Raw genomic sequence first — 23,292 nt, 5'->3', positions numbered from 1 at the left:
GCGGCATGGCGAGTCAGCCGACGGCCGATCCCGGCGCGATCGACCTCGACCAGCTGGACCTCACCGATCCGCAGACGTTCCTGGAGCAGGAACTGCCGCCGATGTGGCGGCGGTTCCGGGAGCAGAGCCCGGTGCACTGGCACCCGACCGAGGGGCTGATGCCCGGCTTCTGGGTGCTCTCCCGCTACCGGGACGTGATGGCGGTGTACCGGGACAACCGCACCTTCACCTCCGAGAAGGGCAACGTCCTCACCACGCTGTTGCGGGGCGGCGACTCCGCGAGCGGCAAGATGCTGGCGGTCACCGACGGCGTACGCCACCGGGAGATCCGCAATCTGCTGCTCAAGGCGTTCGCGCCACGGGTGCTGGAGCCGGTGGTGGAGGGGGTGCGGCGGCGCACCGAACGGCTGGTGCGCACCGCCGTCGAGCGCGGGGCGTGCGATTTCGCGCAGGACGTGGCGGAGCACATCCCGATGGCCACCATCGCCGATCTGCTCGGTGTGCCGGAGTCCGACCGGGGCTATCTGCTCACCCTGACCAAGCAGGCGCTCAGCGCCGAGGAGGCCGGGCAGAGCGTCGAGGAGTCCCTGATCGCGCGCAACGAACTGCTGCTGTACTTCGCCGACCTGGCCGAGGACCGGCGCGCGGAGCCGACCGAGGACGTGGTCAGCGCGCTGGCCACGGCGACGATCGACGGTGAGCCGCTCACCGAGGAGGAGATCGTCTTCAACTGCTACAGCCTGATCCTCGGCGGCGACGAGACCAGCCGGCTGTCGATGATCTGCGGGATGCGGGAGCTGATCGAGCATCCGGTGCAGTGGAAGCGGCTGCGCGCCGGGGACGTCACGGTGGAGAGCGCTGTCGAGGAGGTGCTGCGCTGGGTCACCCCCGCCATGCACTTCGGGCGGCGGGCCGTGGTGGACACCGAGATCGGCGGCACGCGCATCAAGGCCGGTGACATCGTCACGATGTGGAACACCGCCGCCAATTACGACGACGCGGTGTTCGCCGAGCCCGACGTATTCGACCTGGGCCGCACACCGAACAAGCATGTGTCGTTCGGATACGGGCCGCACTTCTGCCTCGGCGCCTATCTGGGCCGGGCGGAAATCCATGCGATGCTCACCGCGCTGCGGACCATGGTGACGGAGGCGGAGCTGACCGGTCCCGGCCGGCCGATCCACTCCAACTTTCTGCACGGCTACAGCAGCCTGCCGGTGTCGCTGACCCCGGACCAGGCCGGACTGGCCCGGTCTCGTACGGCCTGACCAGGCGCTACGAGCACGGCCCAGACATGACTGCCCCGACCGGCACAGGTCGGGGCAGTCGACTTTACGGGCCGCGACCGGCGCCGGTACAGCGCGATGCGCATTCTTCGATATGCCTTTCTCGGCGATTTCAAGTTTTTCATTCGCCCATAGGGGTGTTCGGGGAAGCTTCGTAGGGTTGGGCTCGATCGTTGAGCCTATTCAAACGAGGTGAACGGCAATGGCCGATCAGAATGGTCCCCACTTGCCGCTGACGGCCGCCCAGTCCGGAATGTGGCTTGCCCAGCAGGTGAACCCGGACAACCCGATGTACAGCATCGCCGAATGCGTCGAGATATCCGGTCCGGTCGACACCGCGCTGTTCGAGGCCGCGCTGCGCCGGACCGTGGACGAGGCCGACACCCTGCGGCTGCGGTTCGTCCCCGGCCCCCAGGGCCCCCGCCAGGTCGTCCAGGACGCCGTGGACTGGCCGCTGCACACGCTCGATGTCAGCGGTGCGCAGGACCCCTCGGCCGAGGCCGAGGCGTGGATGCTGGCACGGGTGGCGGCCCCGGTGGACCTGTCCGCGGGGCCGCTGTTCACATTCGGGCTGATCACCCTGGCCCCGGACCGGTACACCTGGTTCAGCCGGGTGCACCACGCCATCGTGGACGGCTACAGCTGGTCGCTGATCGTGGCCCGGGTGGCCGAGGTGTACACGGCGCTGGTGGCCGGTGTGGAGCCGGCGCCGAACCCCTTCGGCTCGGTGCGCGATCTGGTGGCCCAGGACCTGACGTACCGGGAGTCCGAACGGTTCGCCGAGGACCGGGAGTTCTGGACCGGGCGGCTTGAGGGCCTCACCGCGCCGGTGAGCCTGGCCGCCCGCCCCACCCGCGTCCCCACCGACCATGTGCGGCTGGCCGGCGAGGTGCCCGCCAAGACCGCGGAGGCGCTGCGCGCGCTCGCCCGGGAGACGTCGGTGAGCTGGCCCGCGGTCACCGTGGCGGCCATCGCGGCGTATCTGCACCGGCTGACCGGGGCCACCGACGTGGTGCTCGGGCTCGCCGTGGCCGCCCGCCCCGACCAGGCCGCCCGCCGCACCCCCGGCATGGTGTCCAACGCGCTGCCGCTGCGGGTGGCGGTCGGCCCGGACACCACCGTGGCCGCGCTGCTCACCTCCGTCAGCCGGGAACTCCACCAGGTGCTGCGCCACCAGCGCTACCGCTACGAGGACCTGCATCGCGATCTGCGCAGGGTGGGCGAGCGGCAGCGGCTGTGGGGCCCGGAGATCAACCTGATCATGTACGGGACGCCGCTGACCTTCGCCGGCCGTCCCTGCACCGTGCGGGGCTTCTCCATCGGCCCGGAGGAGGACCTGTCGCTGGTGGTCGACAACCGGGAGCCCGGCGACGGCTTCCTGATCGACTTTCACGCCAACGCCGACCTGTACCCGCGCGAGACCGTCGCCGGCCACCGGCAGCGGCTGGTGGACTTCCTCACCTGTCTGGCCGACGCCGCGCCCCAGGACACCGTCGGGGCGCTCGACCTCCCCTTGCCCGAGGGCTGGGTCCCCCCGGCGCCCGAGCCGGCCGGGCCGCAGGCCCGCCGGAAGGCGGCCTACCGGGCCCCGCGCACCCCGCGCGAGCAGGCCCTGTGCGCCCTGGTCGCCGAGGTCCTGGGAGCCGAACGGGTCGGCCTGGACGACGACTTCTTCGAACTCGGCGGCCATTCGCTGTCCGCCATCCGGCTGCTGGGCCGCATCCGGGAGACCCTCGGCGTCGAGCTGTCGGTGCGCACGGTCTTCGAGGCGCCCACCGTCGCCGGGCTGGTGGCACGCGCCGAGGAGGCCGGCGGTGCGCGCAGGGCGCTGGCGCCCGTGGCGCGCCCCGCCGAGCTGCCGCTGTCGCTCACCCAGCAGCGGCTGTGGTTCATCAACCGCCTCCAAGGGCCCAGCGGCGCCTACAACATGGGGCTCGCGCTGCGGCTGTCCGGGCGGCTGGACCGGGACGCGCTGGGCCGGGCGCTGGCCGATGTCATGGCCCGGCACGAGAGCCTGCGCACCTATTTCCCGGACACCGACGGCCGCCCCCGGCAGCACATCCTCACCCCCGCCGAGGCGGCGGCCCGGATCGCGCTGACGGTGACCGAGGTGACCGAGGGCGCGCTGGACGCGACCGTGGCCGCCGTGGTGGCCGAGGGCTTCGACCTGTCGGCGGACCTCGCGGTGCGGCCCCGGCTGCTGGCGCTCGGCCCCGAGGAACACGTCCTGCTGGTGGTGTTGCACCACATCGTCGGCGACGGGCTCTCGCTCGCCCCGCTCGCCCGCGACCTCGGCCGGGCCTACACCGCACGGGCGGCCGGGTCGGCGCCGCGGTTCGCGCCGCTCCCCGTCCAGTACGCCGACTACACCCTGTGGCAGCACTCCGTGCTCGGCACCGAGGACGACGAGAAGAGCCCGCTGGCCCGCCAGCTCGCCTACTGGAAGCGGGCGCTGGCCGGGCTGCCGGAGGAGCTGACGCTGCCGGTCGACCGGAGCCGGCCGCCCACGATGAGCCAGCGCGGCGACATCGTGCGGTTCGAGATCGGCGCCGCGCTGCACGGCCGGCTGGTGGAGCTGGCCCGCGCCCACGGGGCGAGCCTGTTCATGGTCTTCCAGAGCGCCGTGGCCGTCCTGCTGAACAAGCTCGGCGCGGGCACCGACATCCCGCTGGGCAGCGCGGTCGCCGGACGCACCGACGCGGCGCTGGACGACCTCATCGGCTGCTTCGTCAACACGGTGGTGTTCCGCAACGACCTGACCGGCGATCCGGCGTTCAGCGAACTCCTGGGCCGGTCGCGGGAGATGGCGCTGGCCGCCCACGCCCACCAGGACGTGCCGTTCGAGCGGCTGGTCGAGGCGCTCAACCCGGAGCGCTCGCTGGCCCGCAACCCGCTGTTCCAGGTGATGATGGACGTCCAGACGCCGTCCGAGTCCACCCTGGAGCTGCCCGGCCTGGTCGCCACCCCGCAGCAGGTCGACCCCGGCGTCACCAAGATCGATCTGCTCTTCGGGCTGGACGAGCGGCCCGCCGGACCGGACGCGGTCACCGGTGTCGACGGACGGCTGGAGTTCGCCACCGATCTGTTCGACCGGGAGACCATCGAGCTGATGGCGGCCCGGTTCGTCCGGCTGCTGGAGGCCGTCGCCGCCGAGCCGGACCGCCGGCTCGGCGCGATCTCCCTGCTCACCCCGGCCGAGCACGAACAGGTGCTGTACGGCTTCAACCCGGCCCGCACAGTGGAGCCGGCCGCGCTGCTGCCGGAGCTGTTCCAGGCCCAGGCCGCCCGCACTCCCGACGCGCCCGCCCTGGTCGAGGGCGCCGTGACGCTCACCTACGCCGAACTCAACACCCGCGCCAACCGGCTCGCGCACGAGCTGATCGCCCGGGGCGCCGGGCCCGAGCGGGTGGTGGGCGTGGTGCTGCCGCGCTCCGCCGACCTGGTCGTCGCCCTGCTCGCGGTGGTCAAGTCGGGCGCCGCCTATGTGCCGGTGGACCCCGCCTACCCGGCCGAGCGCATCGCGTACCTGCTCTCCGACGCCGCCCCCGCGCTGGTGCTGACCGCCCCGCCGGCCGCCGCCGCGGTCCCGGACGGCGTGCCGGTGCTGGACGTCCGGGCCTGCGCGGGCACCGTCGAGCGCGACCCCTCGGACGCCGACCGCATCGCCCCGCTGGCCCCCGGCCACCCCGTCTACGTCATCTACACCTCGGGCTCCACCGGCCGCCCCAAGGGCGTGGTGGTGAGCCACCGGTCGGTGGCCGGGTACCTGGCGTACGCGGCGGAGCGCTACCCGTCGGTGGCGGGCGGCGCGCTGCTGCACTCGCCGGTCTCCTTCGACCTGACCGTCACCGCCCTCTACGCGCCCCTGATCACCGGCGGCCGGGTGCGGGTCACCGCGCTGGAGGGACCGGGCAGCGGCGCGCCCCGGCCCACCTTCCTCAAGGCCACCCCGTCCCATCTGGCGCTGCTGGGCGTCCTCCCCGAGGAGTTCTCGCCCACCGGTGAACTGGTCGTCGGCGGCGAGATGCTGCTGGGCGAGGTGGTCGCGCGGTGGCGCGAACAGCGGCCCGGCGCCACGGTCGTCAACGAGTACGGCCCCACCGAGGCGACCGTCGGCTGTGTCGAACACCGCATCGGCCCCGACGAGCCGGTGCCCGACGGCCCGGTGCCGATCGGCCGCCCCATGTGGAACTCGGCCGTCTACGTGCTGGACGAGGGACTGCGGCCGCTGCCGCCCGGGGTCCCCGGCGAGCTGTACATCGCGGGCGGCCAGCTGGCCCGCGGCTATCTGAACCGGCCGGGCCTGACCGCCGAGCGGTTCGTCGCCGACCCGTACGGCGCGCCCGGCACCCGGATGTACCGCACCGGGGACCTGGCCCGCTGGCGGGCGGACGGGGTGCTGGACTACCTCGGCCGCGTCGATACCCAGGTCAAGCTGCGCGGCTTCCGGATCGAACCGGGCGAGATCGAGGCCGCCCTGCGGCGCCATCCGCGGGTCGCCGGGGCCGCCGTGGTGGTCCGCGAGGACCAGCCGGGACTGCGGCAGCTCGTGGGCTATGTGGTGCCCGCAGAAGGCACCGCGCCGGATGACGCCTCCCTGCGCGCGCATGTGGCCGGGCTGCTGCCGGACTACATGGTGCCCGCCGCGTTCGTCACCCTGCCCACGCTGCCGCTCACCCCGAACGGCAAGCTCGACACCAAGGCGCTGCCCGCGCCCGGGTTCGGCGCGGCCGGCGGCGGCGCGGACCAGCGGGCGCCGCGCACCTGGCAGGAGGAGGCGCTGGCCGGGCTGTTCGCCGAGGTGCTGGGCGTGCCGAAGGTCGGTTTGGACGAGTCCTTCTTCGAACTGGGCGGCGACAGCATCGTCTCCATCCAGCTGGTCGCCCGCGCCCGCCGGATGGGCCTGGACCTCGCGCCGAAGGACGTGTTCGAGCACAAGACGGTGGCCCGTATCGCCGCCGTGCTCCCGGACTCCGCACCCGCCCCGGCCGCCCCCTCCGGCGGACCGGGCGGCATCGGCGAACTCCCGCCCACGCCCGTGATGCGCTGGCTGGAGGAGCGCGGCGGACCCGGCGGGCCGTTCCGCTCGTTCCACCAGTCCACCCTGAGCCAGGTGCCGCCCGGCGCGGGCGAGGGGGACCGGCTGACCGCCGCCCTGCGGACCGTGCTGGACCACCACGACGCGCTGCGGACGCGCGCCCGCCGGGAGGCGGACGGCCGGTGGACGTACCGGATCGCCGAACGCGGCGCGGTGCGCGCCGAGGAACTGATCCGGCGGGTGGAGGTGACCGGCCAGGACCCGGCCGCGCTGCGCGAGACGGTGCGCGGCGCCGCCCAGGCGGCCTGGCGCCGGCTGGACCCCGAGGCGGGGGTGATGGTCCAGCTCGTCTGGTTCGACGCCGGGCCGGGGGCCCCGGGCCGACTGCTGTTCGCCGCCCACCACCTGGTCGTGGACGGGGTCTCCTGGCAGATCCTGCTGGCGGACCTGCGCACCGCGTGGGAGGCGGCGGCCGAGGGCCGCGCCCCCGCCCTGCCGCCCGTGGGCACCCCGCTGCGCCACTTCACCACCGTGCTGCGCGAACAGGCCGCGGACCCGAAGCGGACCGCCGAGGCGGCGCGGTGGGCCGAGGCGCTGCGGCTGCCCGCCCCCGGCCTGGTGGACACCGAGCTGGACCCGGCGGCGGACACCGCCGGGGTGGCCCGGCGGCTGACGACGACCCTGCCGGCGGAGCGCACCGAGCCGCTGCTGACGACCGTGCCCGCGGCCTTCCGCGCCACCGTCCACGAGGTGCTGGTCACCGCGTTCGCCCTGGCCGTCGCCGACTGGCGGCGGCGGCGCGGACACGCGGGCGGGCCCGGCGCCCTGGTCGACCTGGAGGGCCACGGCCGCCAGGAACTCGCGGACGGACTGGACCTGTCCCGCACCGTCGGCTGGTTCACCAGCATCCACCCGGCCCGGCTGGACCCGGGTGTGGCGGACGGGGACTGGGCCGACCTGTGGGCGGGCGGGGCCGCGGCCGGTGAGGCGCTGCGCACCGTCAAGGAGCAGCTGCGCGCCCTGCCCGACGAGGGCATCGGCTACGGCCTGCTGCGCCATCTGCACCCGGAGACGGGCGGCCGGTTCACCGGCCTGGCCCGCCCCCAACTGCTCTTCAACTACCTGGGCCGTGCCGACGCGCCCGGGGACGGTTCGGCGGGCGACTGGAGTCCCGCCCCGGAGACCGACGCCGTGCTCGGCGACGGCGATCCCCGCCAGCCCCTGTCGCACGCGGTGGAACTCAACGCGGTCGCCCTGGGCGACGGGTCCGGCCACCGGCTGACGGCCATGTGGACCTGGCCCGGACGGCTGCTGTCCGACGCCGATGTGCGGGAGCTGGCCGACGGCTGGTTCCGCGCGCTGCGCGCCCTGGCCGACCACGCGGAGCGGCCGGACGCCGGCGGCTGGACGCCGTCGGACCTGGCGCTGGTGGAGCTTTCCCAAGACGAGATCGACGGCCTCGAAGCCGAGTGGAGGACGCTGCAATGACGAAGTCGGGCCCCGAGGACATCCTTCCCCTGTCGCCTCTTCAGGAGGGTCTGCTCTTCCACGCGCTGTACGACGAGAAGGGCCATGACGTCTACACCGTGCAGGTCGTCCTCGACCTCGGCGGGACGCTGGACGTGGCGGCCCTGAAGGAGAGCGCCGCGGCGCTGCTGCGCCGCCACGCCAACCTGCGCGTCGGCTTCCTCCACCCCAAGCAGAGCCGTCCGGTGCAGGTGGTCTCGCGCGAGGTGCGGCTGCCGTGGGCGGAGGCCGACCTCGGCGGGCTCGACGCGGACGCCCGCGCCGCGGAGCTGGCACGGCTCCAGGACCAGGAGAAGGCGCACCGCTTCGACCTGTCCCGGCCGCCGCTGATGCGGTTCCTGCTGGTGCGGCTGGAGGAGGGCGCGTACCGCTTCCTGTGCACCTTCCACCACATCCTGCTCGACGGCTGGTCCACCTCGGTGCTGCTCGGCGAGCTCTTCGAGCTGTACGCGCACCGGGGCGACACCTCGGCGCTGCCCGCCGTCACCCCCTTCCGGGAGCATCTGGCGTGGCTCGCCGGCCAGGACAACGCCCGCGCCGAGAAGGTGTGGAAGCAGGCCCTGGAGGGCATCGACGCGCCGACCCGGCTGGCCCCGGTCGACCCGGGGCGGGCGGTGGTCCACCCCGAACAGCTGGTCATGGAGCTGTCGGAGGCGGAGACCGAGGCCCTGTCGGCCCGGCTGCGCGGCCGGGACCTGACCTTCTCCACCGCCGTGCACGGCTCCTGGGCGCTGCTGCTGTCCGCGCTGACCGGCCGTGACGACGTCACCTTCGGCACGGTCGTCTCCGGCCGCCCGCCGGAGGTCGCCGGAGTGGAGCGGATGGTCGGCATGCTGATCAACACGCTTCCGGTGCGGATGCGCACCGAACCGGGCCGGCCGCTGGTGGAGGCGCTCGCGGGGCTCCAGCGCGAGCACATGGAACTGATGCCGTTCCAGCACCTGGGGATGAGCGAGATCCACCGGCTGGCCGGGCACAGCGAGCTGTTCGACACGTACGTGGCCTTCGAGAACTTCCCCTTCGACCTGGAGTCGCTGCGCGCGCTGGCGGGCGAGCTGCGCATCGAGGGCTTCGATGTGCTGGACGCCAACCACTATCCGCTGTGCCTGGTGGCGCACGTCTTCGAGGGCCGGCTGCGGCTGGTGCTCAACTACCGGCCCGACATCTTCCCAAGGCCGGACGTCCAGGTCGCGGGCGAGCGCCTGGTGCGCATCCTGCGCACGCTCATCGACGAGCCGGAGCGTCCGGTGGGGCGGCTGGCGCTGCTGTCCGACCAGGAGCGGCGGACCCTGGCGGGCGGGCCCGCCATGGACCGTGCGGTGACGCCCGCCACCTTCCCCGAGCTGTTCGCGGCGCGGGTCGCCGAGGCGCCGCACGCGGTGGCGGTGGAGGCCCCCGGCCGCACGCTGTCCTACGCCGAACTGGAGGCGTCCGCCAACCGGCTGGCCCGGCTGCTGATCGAGGCCGGGGTGGGCCCCGAGACGGTGGTGGCCCAGGTGCTGGGCCGGTCCGTGGAGTCGGTCGTCGCCTCGCTCGCGGTGATGAAGGCCGGTGCCGCGTATCTGCCGGTGGACCCCGACTACCCGGCCGAGCGGATCGCCTTCATGCTGCGCGACGCACGGCCGGTGGCGGTGCTGACCACGGCCGCGTACGAGCCGGTGGTGCCCGCGGTCGAGGGTGCGACCGTGCTGCGGGTGGACGACGCGGCCACGGCGGAGCGGCCCGAGGAGGCGGCGCCGGACGTGCCGGTCCGCCTGGACAGCCCCGCGTACGTCATCTACACCTCCGGTTCGACCGGGGTGCCCAAGGGCGTGCAGGTCACCCACGTCGGGCTCGCCGCCTTCGCGGCCACCGAGCGGGAGCGGTTCGCGGTCACCGAGGACAGCCGGGTGCTCCAGTTCTCATCGCCCAGCTTCGACGCCTCGGTGCTGGAGCTGTGCGCCGCGCTGACCTCGGGCGCCACCCTGGTGGTGCCCGCTCCCGGGCCGCTGGCCGGGGAGCCGCTCGCCGAGGTGCTCGCCGAGCGCCGGGTGACGCACGCCCTGATCCCCCCGGCCGCGCTCGCCAGCGTGCCCGCCCAGGAGCTGCCGGACTTCCAGTGCCTGATCGTGGGCGGGGACGCCTGCCCGGCGGAGCTGGTGGCGCGCTGGGCGCCCGGCCGCCGGATGGTCAACGCCTACGGGCCGACCGAATCCACCGTGGCCGTGTCGATGAGCGCTCCGCTGGCGGCCGACGCGGGTACCCCGCCGATCGGCGCCCCCGTGCGGGACACCCGGGCCTATGTGCTGGACGGCTCGCTGCGGCTGGCGCCGCCCGGGGTGGCCGGGGAGCTGTACGTCTCCGGGGCGGGGCTGGCGCGCGGCTATCTGCGGCGGCCGGCGCTGACCGCCGAGCGGTTCGTCGCCGACCCCTTCGGCGCGCCCGGAGACCGCATGTACCGCACCGGGGACGTGGCGCGCCGGCGGGCCGACGGGCAGCTGGAGTTCGTCGGCCGGGCCGACGACCAGGTGAAGATCCGCGGCTTCCGCATCGAACTCGGCGAGATCGAGGCCGTGCTGGCCCGCCATCCGGAGCTGGACGGCGCGGCCGTGGTCGTCCACGAGTCCCAGCCGGGCGTCAAGCAGCTGGTGGCGTACGTCGTCCCCGCCCCGGGCGGGGTGCCGGGCCCCGACGCGCTGCGCGCACACGTGGCGGCGGCGCTGCCCGAGTACATGGTCCCGGCGCTCTTCGTGCCCCTGGTGGCGCTGCCGCTGATGGTCAACGGCAAGGTGGACCGCAAGGCGCTGCCGGTGCCGGACTTCGGCCCCACCGGCTCGGGCCGGGAGCCGTCCACCGAGCGCGAGAAGCTGCTGTGCACGCTCTTCGCCGAGGTGCTGGGCGTGGAGAAGGTCGGGGTGGACGAGTCCTTCTTCGAGCTGGGCGGCGACTCCATCGGCTCGATCCAGCTGATCAGCCGGGCCCGCAAGGCCGGGCTGCGGTTCAGCCCCCGGGACGTCTTCAGCCACAAGACCGTGGAGGCGCTGGCGAAGGTCGCCAAGGAGGCCAAGGCGCCCGCCCGCCGGGCCGCCGCCCCCACCGACGGGATCGGCGGGGTGCCGCTGACCCCGATCATCCACTGGTTCAGCGAACACGGCGGCCCCGTCGAACAGTTCAACCAGGCCATGCCCGCACCGGTGCCCGCCGGACTGGACACCGAGCGCGTGCAGCGGGTGCTCCAGACCTTCCTCGACCACCACGACGCGCTGCGGCTGCGGCTGGGCCGGCTCGAGGACATCGGCGAGTGGACCCTGGAGGTCGCCCCGCGCGGCGCGGTCCGGGCCGAGGACTGCCTGCGCCGGGTGGACACCGCCGGGCTCGCCCCCGACGCCCTCGCGGCGCTCACCGCCCAGGAGTTCCAGGCCGCCCAGGCGGGGCTGGCGCCCGACGAGGGGCGGATGGTGCGGGCCGTGTGGTTCGACGCGGGCGCGGACCGGCCGGGCCGGCTGCTGCTGGTGATCCACCACCTGTCCATCGACGGCGTCTCCTGGCGCATCCTGCTGCCCGAGCTGACCGAGGCGCTCCAGGCCGCGGCGGAGGGCCGCCGCTTCGAGCCCGAGCCGGTCGGCACCTCGTTCCGCACATGGGCCCAGAAGCTCACCGCCGCGGCCTCCGAACCGGACCGGATGCGGGAGCTGCCGCTGTGGCGCGAGATGCTCGGCGGCGCCGACCCGGCGCTGACCGACCGCCCGCTCGATCCGGCCCGGGACACCCTCGCCACGGCCGGGCACCTGACCCTGCGGCTTCCGGCGGAGGTGACCGAGCCGCTGCTGGGCCGGGTGCCGGCCGCCTTCCGCGCCCAGGTGGACGACGTCCTGCTGACCGCGCTGGCGCTCGCGGTCGCCGGCTGGCGGCGCCGCCACGGGCGCGGCGACACCTCCTCGGTGCTCATCGGCCTCGAGGGGCACGGCCGGGAGGAGATCGTGCCCGGTGCCGATCTGTCCCGTACGGTCGGCTGGTTCACCAGCCTCTACCCGGTCCGGATCGACCCCGGTGAGCTGACCGGGGAGCAGGTGGCGGCCGCGGGGCCGGAGCTGGCCGGGGCGCTGAAGCGGGTCAAGGAGCAGCTGCGGGCCATCCCCGACCACGGCATCGGCTACGGCCTGCTGCGCTACCTCAACCCGCGCACCGCCGTGACCCTCGCCACGTACGCCGAACCGCAGATCGGCTTCAACTACCTGGGCCGCATCGGCGACGCCGGGGACGCCGGGGACGACCCGGCGGCGGGCGGCCTGGGCGGCGGCGCCGACCAGGCGACCCCGCTGCCGTACACCCTCACCGTCAACGCGGTGACCGAGACCCACGCCGACGGGCCCCGGCTGTCCGTCACCTGGACCTGGCCGGGCGAGCTGCTGGACGAGGACCGGGTCGCGGAGCTGGCGCACGGCTGGTTCGACGCGCTGCGGGCGCTGGTCGCCCACGCCGACCGGCCGGAGGGCGGCGGGCTCACCCCGTCCGACCTGCCCCTGGTCTCCGTGGCACAGGAGGAGATCGACCGGCTGGCGGCCGCCCAGCCGGGGCTGGCCGACATCCTGCCGCTCTCCCCGCTCCAGGAGGGGCTGCTCTTCCACACCGAGTACGACCAGGACGCCGAGGACGTCTACATCACCCGGCTCGCCGTGGACGTGACCGGCCGCCTGGACGTGGCCGCGCTGCGCGCCGCCGTCGCCGGGCTGCTGCGCCGCCACGACAACCTGCGGGCCGGATTCCACCACACCGCCGACGGCCGGCCCCTCCAGCTGATCCCGCGCGAGGCCGAGCTGCCCTGGTACGAGATCGACCTGACCGCACTCGGCGAGGACGAGCGGGAGGCCGAACTGGACCGGCTGCTGCGGGCCGAGCGGGCCCACCGCTTCGACCCCAAGCGCCCCCCGATGCTGCGCTTCACCCTGATCCGGCTCGGCCCGGACACCCACCGGCTGCTGTTCGCCGCCCACCACCTGCTGCTGGACGGCTGGTCGGCGCCGGTGCTCGCGGGTGAGCTGTTCGCCCTGTACGGCAGCGGCGGCGATGACGCGGCGCTGCCGCCGGTCAGCCCGTACCGGGACTACCTGGCCTGGCTCTCCCGGCAGGACCGGGACGCGGCCGAGGACGCCTGGCGCACCGCGCTGGCCGGGGTGGACGGGCCGACGCTGGTGGCGCCCGGCGCCGCGGGCCGCGAGGCGGTGCTGCCGGGGCGGATCGTGGACGAGCTGCCCGAGGAGCTGACCGCCGCGCTGGGCGCGCTGGCCGGCCGGCACGGCCTGACCATGAACGCCGTGGTGCAGGGCGCCTGGGGCATCCTGCTGGCCCGTCTGACCGGGCGGGACGACGTGCTGTTCGGCGAGACGGTCTCGGGCCGCCCGCCGGAGCTGCCCGGTGTGGAGTCCATGGTGGGGCTGTTCAGCAACACCGTGCCGGTGCGGGTGCGGGTCGACCCGGCCGCCTCCCTGCTGGAGACCCTGGCCGCGGTGCAGGAGCGCCGGGTGGAGCTGATGGGCCACCACTACCTCGGCCTGGCCGATCTCCAGCGGCTCACCGGGCTGGGCACGCTGTTCGACACCGCCGTGGTCTTCGAGAACTTCCCCTCCGGCGGATCGGACGAGCCGGTGGCCGGCCTCACCCTGTCCGAGGTCGACACCAAGGGCGACAACCACTATCCGCTGGGCATCGTGGTGATGCGGGACGAGCGGCGCATGGTGCTCAACTGGTACCACCGCCCCGATGTGATCGATACGGCCACCGCCACGGCCCTCACCGCGCGGCTGCGGCGGCTGCTGGAGACCGTCGCCGCCACCCCCGAACTCCCCGTCGGGCGGCTCGACCTGCTCGGCGAGGACGAGCGGCGGCTGCTTGCATCCCAGTGGGCGGGCCCCACCGCCCCCGAGCCGACCGCGACCCTCCCGGAGCTGTTCGAGGCACAGGCCGACCGCACGCCGGACGCGCCCGCGCTCTTCTTCGACGGCACCGAACTGTCCTACGCCGAGGTCGATCAGCGCGCCAACCGGCTCGCCCGGCTGCTGGCCGAACGCGGCGCGGGCCCCGAGCGGTGCGTCGCGGTGGCCATGGAGCGCTCCGCCGACCTGGTCATCGCGCTGCTCGCGGTGGTCAAGGCCGGTGCCGCGTACGTACCGGTGGACCCGGCCTACCCCGCGGAGCGGATCGCCTACATGCTCACCGACAGCGCCCCCGCGCTCCTGGTGACCAGCACGGCGGTCGCCGCCGGGCTGCCCGGGTCCGGCACGCCGCGGGTGGTCGTGGACGACCCCGCGACCATTGCCGGCCTCGCCGAGCGGGAGCCGGCGCGGCTGACCGACGCCGACCGGGCCGCGCCGCTCGCCCTGGACCATCCGGCGTACGTCATCTACACCTCCGGCTCCACCGGCCGCCCCAAGGGCGTGGTGGTCGCGCACCGTTCGGTCGCCGACTACCTCGGCTGGACCGCCCGCACCTATCCGGGCGCGGCGGGCGTGGCGCTGCTGCACTCGCCGGTCGCCTTCGACCTGACCGTGACCGCGCTGTTCACCCCGCTGGTGGTCGGCGGCACGGTGCTCATCGGCGCCCTGGAGGAGAACGACGCGATCGCCGCGCGGCTGGCGGCCACCCCGGTGACCTTCATGAAGGCCACCCCCAGCCACCTGCCGCTGCTCGGCGCCCTGCCGGACGGCTTCTCGCCCGCCACCGAACTGCTGCTGGGCGGCGAGGCGCTGGTCGGCGAGGCGCTCGCCGAGTGGCGGGAGCGCCACCCGGCGGCCACGGTGTGGAACGTGTACGGGCCCACCGAGGCCACCGTCAACTGCACCGAGTACCGCATCGCCCCGGGCGACGAACTGCCCGGCGGCCCGGTGCCGATGGGCCGCCCGCAGGGCAATGTGCGGGCCTACGTCCTGGACGCCGGCCTGGCGCCGGTGCCCGCCGGGGTCGCGGGCGAGCTGTACATCGCCGGGCCCGCGCTGGCCCGCGGCTATCTGAACCGGCCCGCGCTCACCGCCGAGCGGTTCGTCGCCGACCCGTACGGCGCGCCCGGCACCCGGATGTACCGCACCGGTGACCTGGCCCGCCGGCTGGCCGGTGGCGACCTGGTGTTCGCCGGCCGCGCCGACGACCAGGTGAAGCTGCACGGCCACCGGATCGAACTGGGCGAGGTGGGGGCGGCCGTCGCGGCCCACCCGGACGTGGCCGCGCAGGCCGTCGTGGTCCGCGAGGACCAGCCCGGCACCCGGCGGCTGGTCGCCTACGCCACCGCCCGGCCGGACCGGGAGCTGGACGGCGCGGCGGTGCGCGAGCGGATCGCCCGCGCCCTGCCGGAGTACATGGTCCCGGACGCGGTCGTGGTGCTGGACGCCCTGCCGCTGACCGCGCACGGCAAGCTGGACCGCGCGGCGCTGCCCGAGCCGGAGTTCCGCTCCGAGGCGGGTGCGCGGGCCCCGCGCACCCCGCAGGAGGAGATCCTGTGCGGGCTGTTCGCCCAGGTGCTCGAGGTGGAGCGGGTCGGCGTGGACGACGACTTCTTCGCCCTCGGCGGCAACTCCCTCAGCGCGGTGCGGCTGCTCAGCCGGGTCCGGTCGGCCTTCGGCGCCGAGGTGGACGTACGGGCCGTGTTCGAGGCCCCGACCGCCGAGACGCTCGCCCGGCGGCTGTCGTCCGCCGGCGCCGGCACCCGCCCGGCCCTGGCCCCGGCGGACCGCCCCGAGGAGATCCCGCTGTCCTCCGCCCAGGCGCGGCTGTGGTTCCTGGGCCGGCTGCACGGCCCCAGCGGGCTGTACAACGTGCCGATCGGCATCCGGCTGACGGGCGAGCTGGACCGGGAGGCGCTGCGCGCGGCCCTCGGCGATGTGCTGGCCCGCCACGAGAGCCTGCGGACCGTCTTCCCCGAGCACCGCGGCCGGCCCCGGCAGCACGTCCTCGCCCCGGCGGAGATCACCGTCCCGCTTCAGGTGGCCGACGTCACCGCCGCACAGCTGCCCGGCGCGCTGCGCGACGCCGCCGCGCGGGGCTTCGACCTGGCGGCCGAGATCCCGCTGCGGGCGACCCTGTTCGCCCTCTCGCCCACCGAGCACGTCCTGCTGCTCACCGTCCACCACATCGCGAGCGACGGCTGGTCCAACGCGCCGCTGGCCCGCGACCTGTCCACCGCCTACGCGGCGCGCCGGGAGGGCCGTGCGCCCGCCCTCGCCCCGCTTCCGGTCCAGTACGCCGACTACACCCTGTGGCAGCGCGAGCTGCTGGGCAGCGCGGACGACCCGGAGAGCCTGCTCTCCCGGCAGCTCGACTTCTGGGCCGACACGCTCGACGGCGCGCCCGCCGAGATCCCCCTGCCCACCGACCGGCCGCGCCCGGCCGAACCCGGCCACCAGGGCGGCGTGGTGGAGTTCGGCTATGACGCCGCGCTGCACCGGCGCCTGACCGAGCTGGCCAGGGAGCACCAGGTGAGCCTGTTCATGGTGGTCCAGGCGGGCCTGGCCACCCTGCTGCACCGGCTGGGCGCGGGCACCGACATCCCCATCGGCACGGCCGTCGCCGGCCGCGCCGACGCGGCCCTGGACGAGCTGGTCGGGTTCTTCGTCAACACCCTGGTGCTGCGCACCGACCTCGGCGGCGACCCGGCCTTCGGCGAGCTGCTGGGCCGGGTGCGGGCCGCGGACCTGGCGGCCTACGCCCACCAGGACGTGCCGTTCGAGCGGCTGGTGGACGAGCTCGGCCCGGACCGGTCCACCGCGCACAGCCCGCTGTTCCAGGTGTTCCTCGCCTTCCAGAACAACGCCGCCCCGCGCCTGGACCTGCCCGGTCTGACCGCCTCCCCCGCCGAGCTGGAGCTGACGGCGGCCAAGGTGGACCTCGGCGTGGAACTGGGCGAGGTGTACGACGCGGACGGCGCCCCGGGAGGGCTGCGCGGCCAGATCACCTACCGCACCGACCTGTTCGACCACGCCACCGTGGAGTCGCTCGCGGCGCAGTTCGGCGCCGTGCTCGCCGCCGTGGCCGCCGACCCCGCACGGCCCGTCAGCCGGGTCGAGCTGCTCACCGGCGCCGAGCGGCGGCGGGTCCTGACCGACTGGAACGACACCGCCCGCGAGGTCGAACCGGCCACCCTGCCGGCCCTGTTCGAGGCCCAGGTGGCGCGCACCCCGCACCACACGGCCGTGGTCGCCGGACCGGAGAGCCTGACCTACGCCGAGCTGAACGAGCGCGCCAACCGGTGGGCGCATCTGCTGATCGAACGGGGCGCGGGCCCCGAGGACCTGGTCGCCGTCGCCGTCCCCCGGTCGGTGGACTGGCTCGCCGTCACCCTCGGCGTGCTGAAGGCCGGTGCCGCCTACCTGCCGGTCGACCCCGGCTACCCGGCCGAGCGGATCGCGTTCATCACCCGCGACGCCCGGCCCGTCCTGGCGCTCACCACCGCCGAGCACGGCCCCGCCCTCACCGAAGCGGGCGGCCCGGCGCCGCTGCTGATCGACGGCGCTCAGGCCGGTGCGGCGCTCGCCGCCGCGCCGACCACCGACCCGGCCGACCGGGACCGGGTCCGCCCGCTGACGCTCGCGCACGCCGCGTACGTGATCTACACCTCCGGGTCCACCGGCCGCCCCAAGGGCGTGCTGGTCACCCACACCGGGGTGGCGAGCATGGCCGGGACCCACCGGGAGAACTTCGCCATCGACGAGGACAGCCGGGTCCTCCAGGCGGTCTCGCCCAGCTTCGACGTATCGATGGCCGACCTGACGATGACGCTGCTCAGCGGGGCGGCGCTGGTCCTGCCCGGCGGGCACACCGCGCCCGTCGGAGCGGAGCTGGCCGCCCTGGTGCGGGACTTCGGCGTCACCCACTTCCAGCTCACCGCAGGCGCCCTGGCCACCCTGCCCGAGGGCGAGCTGCCGGACCTGCGCACCATCGGCGTGGGCGGTGAGCCCTGCGCACCGGACCAGGTCGCGCGCTGGTCGGCCGGGCGGCGCATGGTCAACGCCTACGGCCCGAGCGAGACCACGGTGGCCGCCACCATGAGCGACCCGCTGTCCGGCGCCGTGCACCCGCCCATCGGCCGCCCGGTGTGGAACACCCGGGTCTACGTCCTGGACGAGCGGCTGGCACCGGTCCCGGCCGGGGTCGCGGGCGAGCTGTACATCGCCGGTGCGGGCCTGGCCCGCGGCTATCTGAACCGGCCCCGGCTCACCGCGGAACGCTTCGTCGCCGACCCCTTCGGCGGCCCCGGCGAGCGGCTCTACCGCACCGGCGACATCGTGCGCTGGACCACCGCGGGGCAGCTGGAGTTCGTCGGCCGCGCCGACGACCAGGTGAAGATCCGCGGCTACCGCATCGAACTCGGCGAGATCGAGGCGGCGCTGGCGGCCCACCCCAAGGTCGACCGGGCCGCGGTCACCGTCCGCCGGGACGACCAGGGCCGCGCCCAGCTCATCGGCTACGCCGTGGCCAAGGGCAGCAGGCCCCCGGGCCCGGAGACGCTGCGCGCCTTCCTGGCGGCCCGGCTGCCCGACTACATGGTGCCCGCGGCCCTGATGACGCTGGACGAGCTGCCGCTGACCGCCAACGGCAAGGTGGACCGCGCGGCCCTGCCGGAGCCGGTGTTCGGCGGCTCGGCGGGCCGGGCGCCCAGGGACGCCAAGGAGACCCTGCTGTGCGAGCTGATCGGTGACCTGCTCGGCATCGAGCGGGTCACCATCGACGACGGCTTCTTCGAACTCGGCGGCGACAGCATCGTCTCCGTACAGCTGGTCAGCCGCGCCCTGGAGGCGGGGCTGGAGTTCACCGCCGCCGACGTACTGCGGCACCGCACGGTCGAGGAGCTGGCCGCGGCGGCGGTCGCGACCGGCGAGGAGGGGCGGTCCGGCTCGGACGCCGGGATCGGCGAGATCCCGCTGACCCCGGCGCTGCACACGCTGCGTACCGGCGGCCCGGCCGACCACCTCGGCCGCGAGGCGCTGGTGGAGCCGGCCGGCGTCGGCGGCGAGGCCGAGCTGACCGAGGCGCTCCAGGCGCTGCTGGACCACCACGACATGCTGCGGCTGCGGCTCACCCGCCGGGCCGGCGACCACGTCTGGAGCCTGGAGACGCTGCCGCGCGGGGCCGTACGGGCCGAGGCCGCGCTGCTGCGGGTGGACGCCCGGGAGCTGACCGGCGACCGCCTGGACGCCGCCGTACGGGAGCGGTCGGCCGCCGCCCGCGCACGGCTCGCCCCGGAGAGCGGTGTGGTGCTCCAGGCCGTGTGGTTCGACGGCGGGCCCGGCGGGACGCACCGGCTGCTGCTGGTGGTGCACCAGCTCGCCGCCGACCCCGCTTCCTGGACCGTCCTCCTGGAGGACCTCGGCGAGGCGCTGCGGGCGGCGGCCGAGGGCGGGCGGCCCCGGTTCGCGCCGGTGGCCACCAGCTTCCGCGCCTGGGCCGAGCAACTGGCCCAGGAGGCGGCCGACCCGGCCCGGCTGGACGAGGTGCCGGTGTGGACCGGTCTCCTCGGCGCGGGCGACACCCCGCTGGCCGCACGGCCGCTGGACCCCTCCCGCGACCTGACCGCCACCGCCCGCACCCTGGAGGTGGCGCTGCCCGCCGAGCGGGCGGCTGCGGTGCTCACCGAAGTGCCCGAGGCGTTCGCCACCGGCCCGGACGAGGTGCTGCTGACCGCGCTCGCGCTGGCCCTCGCCGACTGGCGGGCCCGCCGTGGCCGCCCGGCCCCGGCCGGTGCGCTGCTGGAGGTCGCGGCCGACGGCCGGATACGCGCCCCAAAGGAGCTGGCCCGCACCGTGGGACCGTTCACCGTCTCCCGGCCGGTGCGGCTCGACCCGCTGGGGGACCAGGACCGCAGCCAGGACCCGGCGGCCGCGCTGGCCGGTGGCCCCGAGGCCGGGGCCGCGCTCAAGCGGGTCAAGGAACAGCTCGCCGCCCTGCCCGACCAGGGCATCGGCTACGGACTGCTGCGCCATCTGAATCCGCAGACCGCGGCCCTGTTCGCCGGCTTCCCCGCCCCGCAGATCCGGGTCACCCCGCTCGGCGGCGCGGCCGTCACCACGCCCCCCGCCGCCCCGGACACGCCCCTGCCGTACGCGCTGGACATCGCCTGGACGACCGCCGGAGGCCGGCTGGCCGCCCGGTGGACCTGGGCCGGTGAGCTGCTGGACGAGGCGGAGGTGCGGGACCTGGCCGACACCTGGTCGCGGGCCCTGGAGGGGCTGGCCGCGCACGCGGGCGGCGCCGGGTCCGGCGGCCGGTCCCCGTCGGACTTCCCGCTGGTCTCCCTGGACCAGCGCGAGGTCGAGCTGCTGGAGGAGCGCCACCCCGGCCTGGTGGACGTGCTGCCGCTGGCGCCGCTCCAGGAGGGCCTGCTGTTCCACTCGCTCTACAGCGAGCGCGAACTCGACGTCTACACCGTGCAGTTCGGCCTCCACCTGGAGGGTGAGCCGCACCCCGCCGAGCTGCGCGCCGCCGTGGCCGCGCTGCTGCGCCGCCATGAGAACCTGCGGGCCGGATTCGCCCACGACGGGCTCACCCGGCCGGTGCAGATCATCCTCGCCGAGGGCGAACTGCCCTGGGCCGAGATCGACCTGAGCGGCCACGACGAGCCGGAGCGCGCCGCCGAACTGGCCCGTGTGATGGCCGAGGACCGCGCCCACCGGTTCGACCCGGCCCGGCCGCCGCTGCTGCGCTGCACCCTGGTGCGGCTCGGCGCGGGCCGCCACCGGCTGGTGCTCACTTGGCACCACCTGCTGCTGGACGGCTGGTCCACGCCGATCCTGCTGGACGAGCTGATGCGGCTGTACGCGGCCGCGGGCGATGAGTCCGCGCTGCCCCCGGCCCGCCCGTACCGGGACTACCTGCGCTGGCTGACCGACCGGGACCCCGAGGTCTCGCGGGCGGCCTGGCGGCGGGAGCTGGCCGGGCTCGCCGGGCCGACGCTGCTGGCGCCCGCCGATCCGGACCGGCTGCCGGTGATGACGGAGAAGGTCTCCGCGCATATGGACCGCGAGCTGGTCGCGGCGCTCACCGCGACCGCCCACCGGCACGGGCTGACGATGAACACCGTCGTGCAGGCCGCCTGGGGGCTGCTGCTCAGCCGGATCACCGGACGCCACGACGTGGTCTTCGGCACCACCGTGGCCGGGCGTCCGCCGCAGGTGCCGGGCATCGAGCGGATGGTGGGCCTGTTCATCAACACCGTGCCGGTGCGGGTCACCATCGACCCGGAGGAACCGCTGGAGGAGCTGCTGCGCCGGCTGTGGCGGCACCAGACCGAGCTGCTGGACCACCAGGACGTCCGGCTGGTGGACCTGCGGCCGCTCACCGGCCACGGCGAGCTGTTCGACACCCTGCTGGTGTTCCAGAACGTGCCCACCGACGGGGCCGGGTTCGGCGGCGAGGACGACGGCCGGGTCCGGGCGGTGGACGTGGAGATGAACGACGCCACCCACTACCCGCTGACCCTGGACGCCGGTATGGACGGCACCGCGCTGCACTGCCGGCTCGGCTACCGCCCCGACCTGTTCACCGCCACCGAGGTCGCCGAGCTGATGGCCGCGCTGCGCGGTGTGCTGCGCGCCATGGCGGACGGCCCCGGCACCCCCGTCGGGCAGCTCGGCGACGACGCCCCGGCCCGCTGGTGGGCCTCGGTGCGGCCCGCGCTGGAGGCCCGCACCGCCCGCACCGCACCGGTGGCGGCGGAGCGGGGCGAGGACGGTGCCCGCGAGGAACTGCTCGCCGGGATCTTCCGGGAGGTGCTGGGCATCCCCGAGGTCGGTTTGGACGACGACTTCTTCGAGCTGGGCGGCGACAGCATCGTCTCCATCCAGCTCGCCAGCCGCGCCCGCAAGGCCGGGCTGACCATCAGCCTGCGGGAGATCTTCAAGCACAAGACGGTTAGGGCGCTCGCCCGGGTCGCCCGCGCGGAGGAGGACCGGGCCGTCGGCGAGTCCCCCGAGGACGCGATCGGCGAACTGCCGCTCACGCCCGTCATGCTCGACCTGTACGAGCGCGGCGGGCCCACCGCGAGCGTGCACCAGGCCAACCTCGTCCAGGTGCCCGCGGACTGCACCGAGAGCCTGCTCGCCGCCGCGCTCCAGGTGCTGCTGGACCACCACGACATGCTGCGCGCCAGGCTGCTGCCCGCCACCGGCGAGACCGGGGCCCGGCTGGAGGTCGCGCCCAAGGGCGCGGTGGAGGCCGCCCGGCTGATCCGCCGGGTGGACATCTCCGCCGTGCCGCGGGACCGGCTGATCGACGAGGTCGCCGCGGCCCAGACCCTGGTCCAGGGCGAACTGTCGCCCGAGGCGGGGGAACTGGTGCGGGCCGTGTGGTTCGACGCCGGACGCGACCGGCCCGGCCGGCTGATGCTGGTCGTCCACCACCTCGCCGTGGACGGGGTGTCCTGGCGGGTCCTCCAGGAGGACCTGAAGGCCGCCTGGCAGGCGGTGACGGCGGGGGAGGACGCGCGGCTCGCGCCCGTGGGCACCTCCTTCCGCCGCTGGGCGCGGCTGCTGACCCAGCAGGCCGGGTCCGCCGCGCGGGCCGGTGAACTCCCGCTGTGGCGCTCGGTGCTGGCCACGCCCGATCCGCTGCTGGCGGACCGCGGTCCGGACCCGGCGCGCGATGTGGTGGGCACCGCCCGCCAGCTGACCGTGACGCTGCCGCCCGAGGTGGCCGAACCGCTGCTGGGCCGGGTGCCCGCCGCGTTCAACGCCGGGGTCGACGACGCCCTGCTGACCGGGCTCGCCCTGGCGGTGGCCCGCTGGCGCCGGGAGCGCGGCCGGGGCGACGGGTCGGCGGTGCTGATCGGCCTGGAGGGCCACGGCCGCGAGGAGATCGCCGACGGTGTCGATCTGTCCCGTACGGCCGGCTGGTTCACCACCCTCTACCCGGTGGCCGTGGACCCCGGTCAGCTGCCGGAGGAGGAGCTGCGCACCGGCGGCCCGGCGCTGGGCACCGCGCTGAAGGCGGTCAAGGAGCAGCTGCGGGCCATCCCGGACAAGGGCATCGGCTACGGGCTGCTGCGCCACCTCAACCCCGAGACCGGACCGGAGCTGGCGGGCTTCGCCGAACCGCAGATCGGCTTCAACTACCTGGGCCGGTTCGCCGCCGTGGACCCCGACGCGGTCCGCGCGGAGGACTGGGCGGCCCCGCCGGAGGCGACCGAGACGCTCGGCAGCGGCGGCGACCCGGCACGTCCGCTCGCCCACGTCCTCGGCGTCAGCGCCGTCGCCCAGGACCGCCCCGACGGGGTGTCCCTGGTGGCGATCTGGTCCTGGCCGGGCGCGCTGCTCGAGGAGGACGAGGTGCGCCGGGTGGCCGACTACTGGTTCGAGGCGCTGACCGCGCTGGTCACCCATGCCGAACGCCCCGAGGCGGGCGGCTTCACCCCGTCCGACATCTCCTTGCTGTCGCTGTCCCAGGACGAGATCGACGAATTCGAGAGTGGCCTCTGATGAAAGG

At 75.1% G+C, this 23,292-nt stretch carries 3 protein-coding genes; all 3 read left to right on the top strand.

The features are described from left to right. Positions 1-5: 5 nt before the first annotated feature. The 3 genes from N6H00_RS18395 (at position 6) to N6H00_RS40185 (ending at position 23,285) form a co-directional block, all read left to right on the top strand. Positions 6-1,268, top strand: coding sequence for a cytochrome P450 (locus N6H00_RS18395; protein WP_268972847.1), 1,263 nt, complete (start codon positions 6-8; stop codon positions 1,266-1,268). 220 nt (positions 1,269-1,488) lie between these two features. Further along, a complete protein-coding gene (locus N6H00_RS18390; RefSeq protein ID WP_268972846.1) occupies positions 1,489-7,812 on the top strand; it encodes a non-ribosomal peptide synthetase in 6,324 nt (2,107 codons plus the stop codon). Continuing rightward, positions 7,809-23,285 carry a non-ribosomal peptide synthetase gene (locus tag N6H00_RS40185; protein ID WP_329618540.1) on the top strand — a complete coding sequence of 5,159 codons (15,477 nt, stop codon included), beginning with the start codon at positions 7,809-7,811 and terminating at the stop codon, positions 23,283-23,285. Before N6H00_RS18390 ends, N6H00_RS40185 begins: the two co-directional genes overlap by 4 nt. The last annotated feature ends 7 nt before the right edge of the window (positions 23,286-23,292 follow it).

The organism is Streptomyces sp. S465 (assembly GCF_026898115.1).
Classification (GTDB): Bacteria; Actinomycetota; Actinomycetes; order Streptomycetales; family Streptomycetaceae; genus Streptomyces; species Streptomyces luomodiensis.
This window is presented reverse-complemented; position numbering and strand designations above follow the sequence as displayed.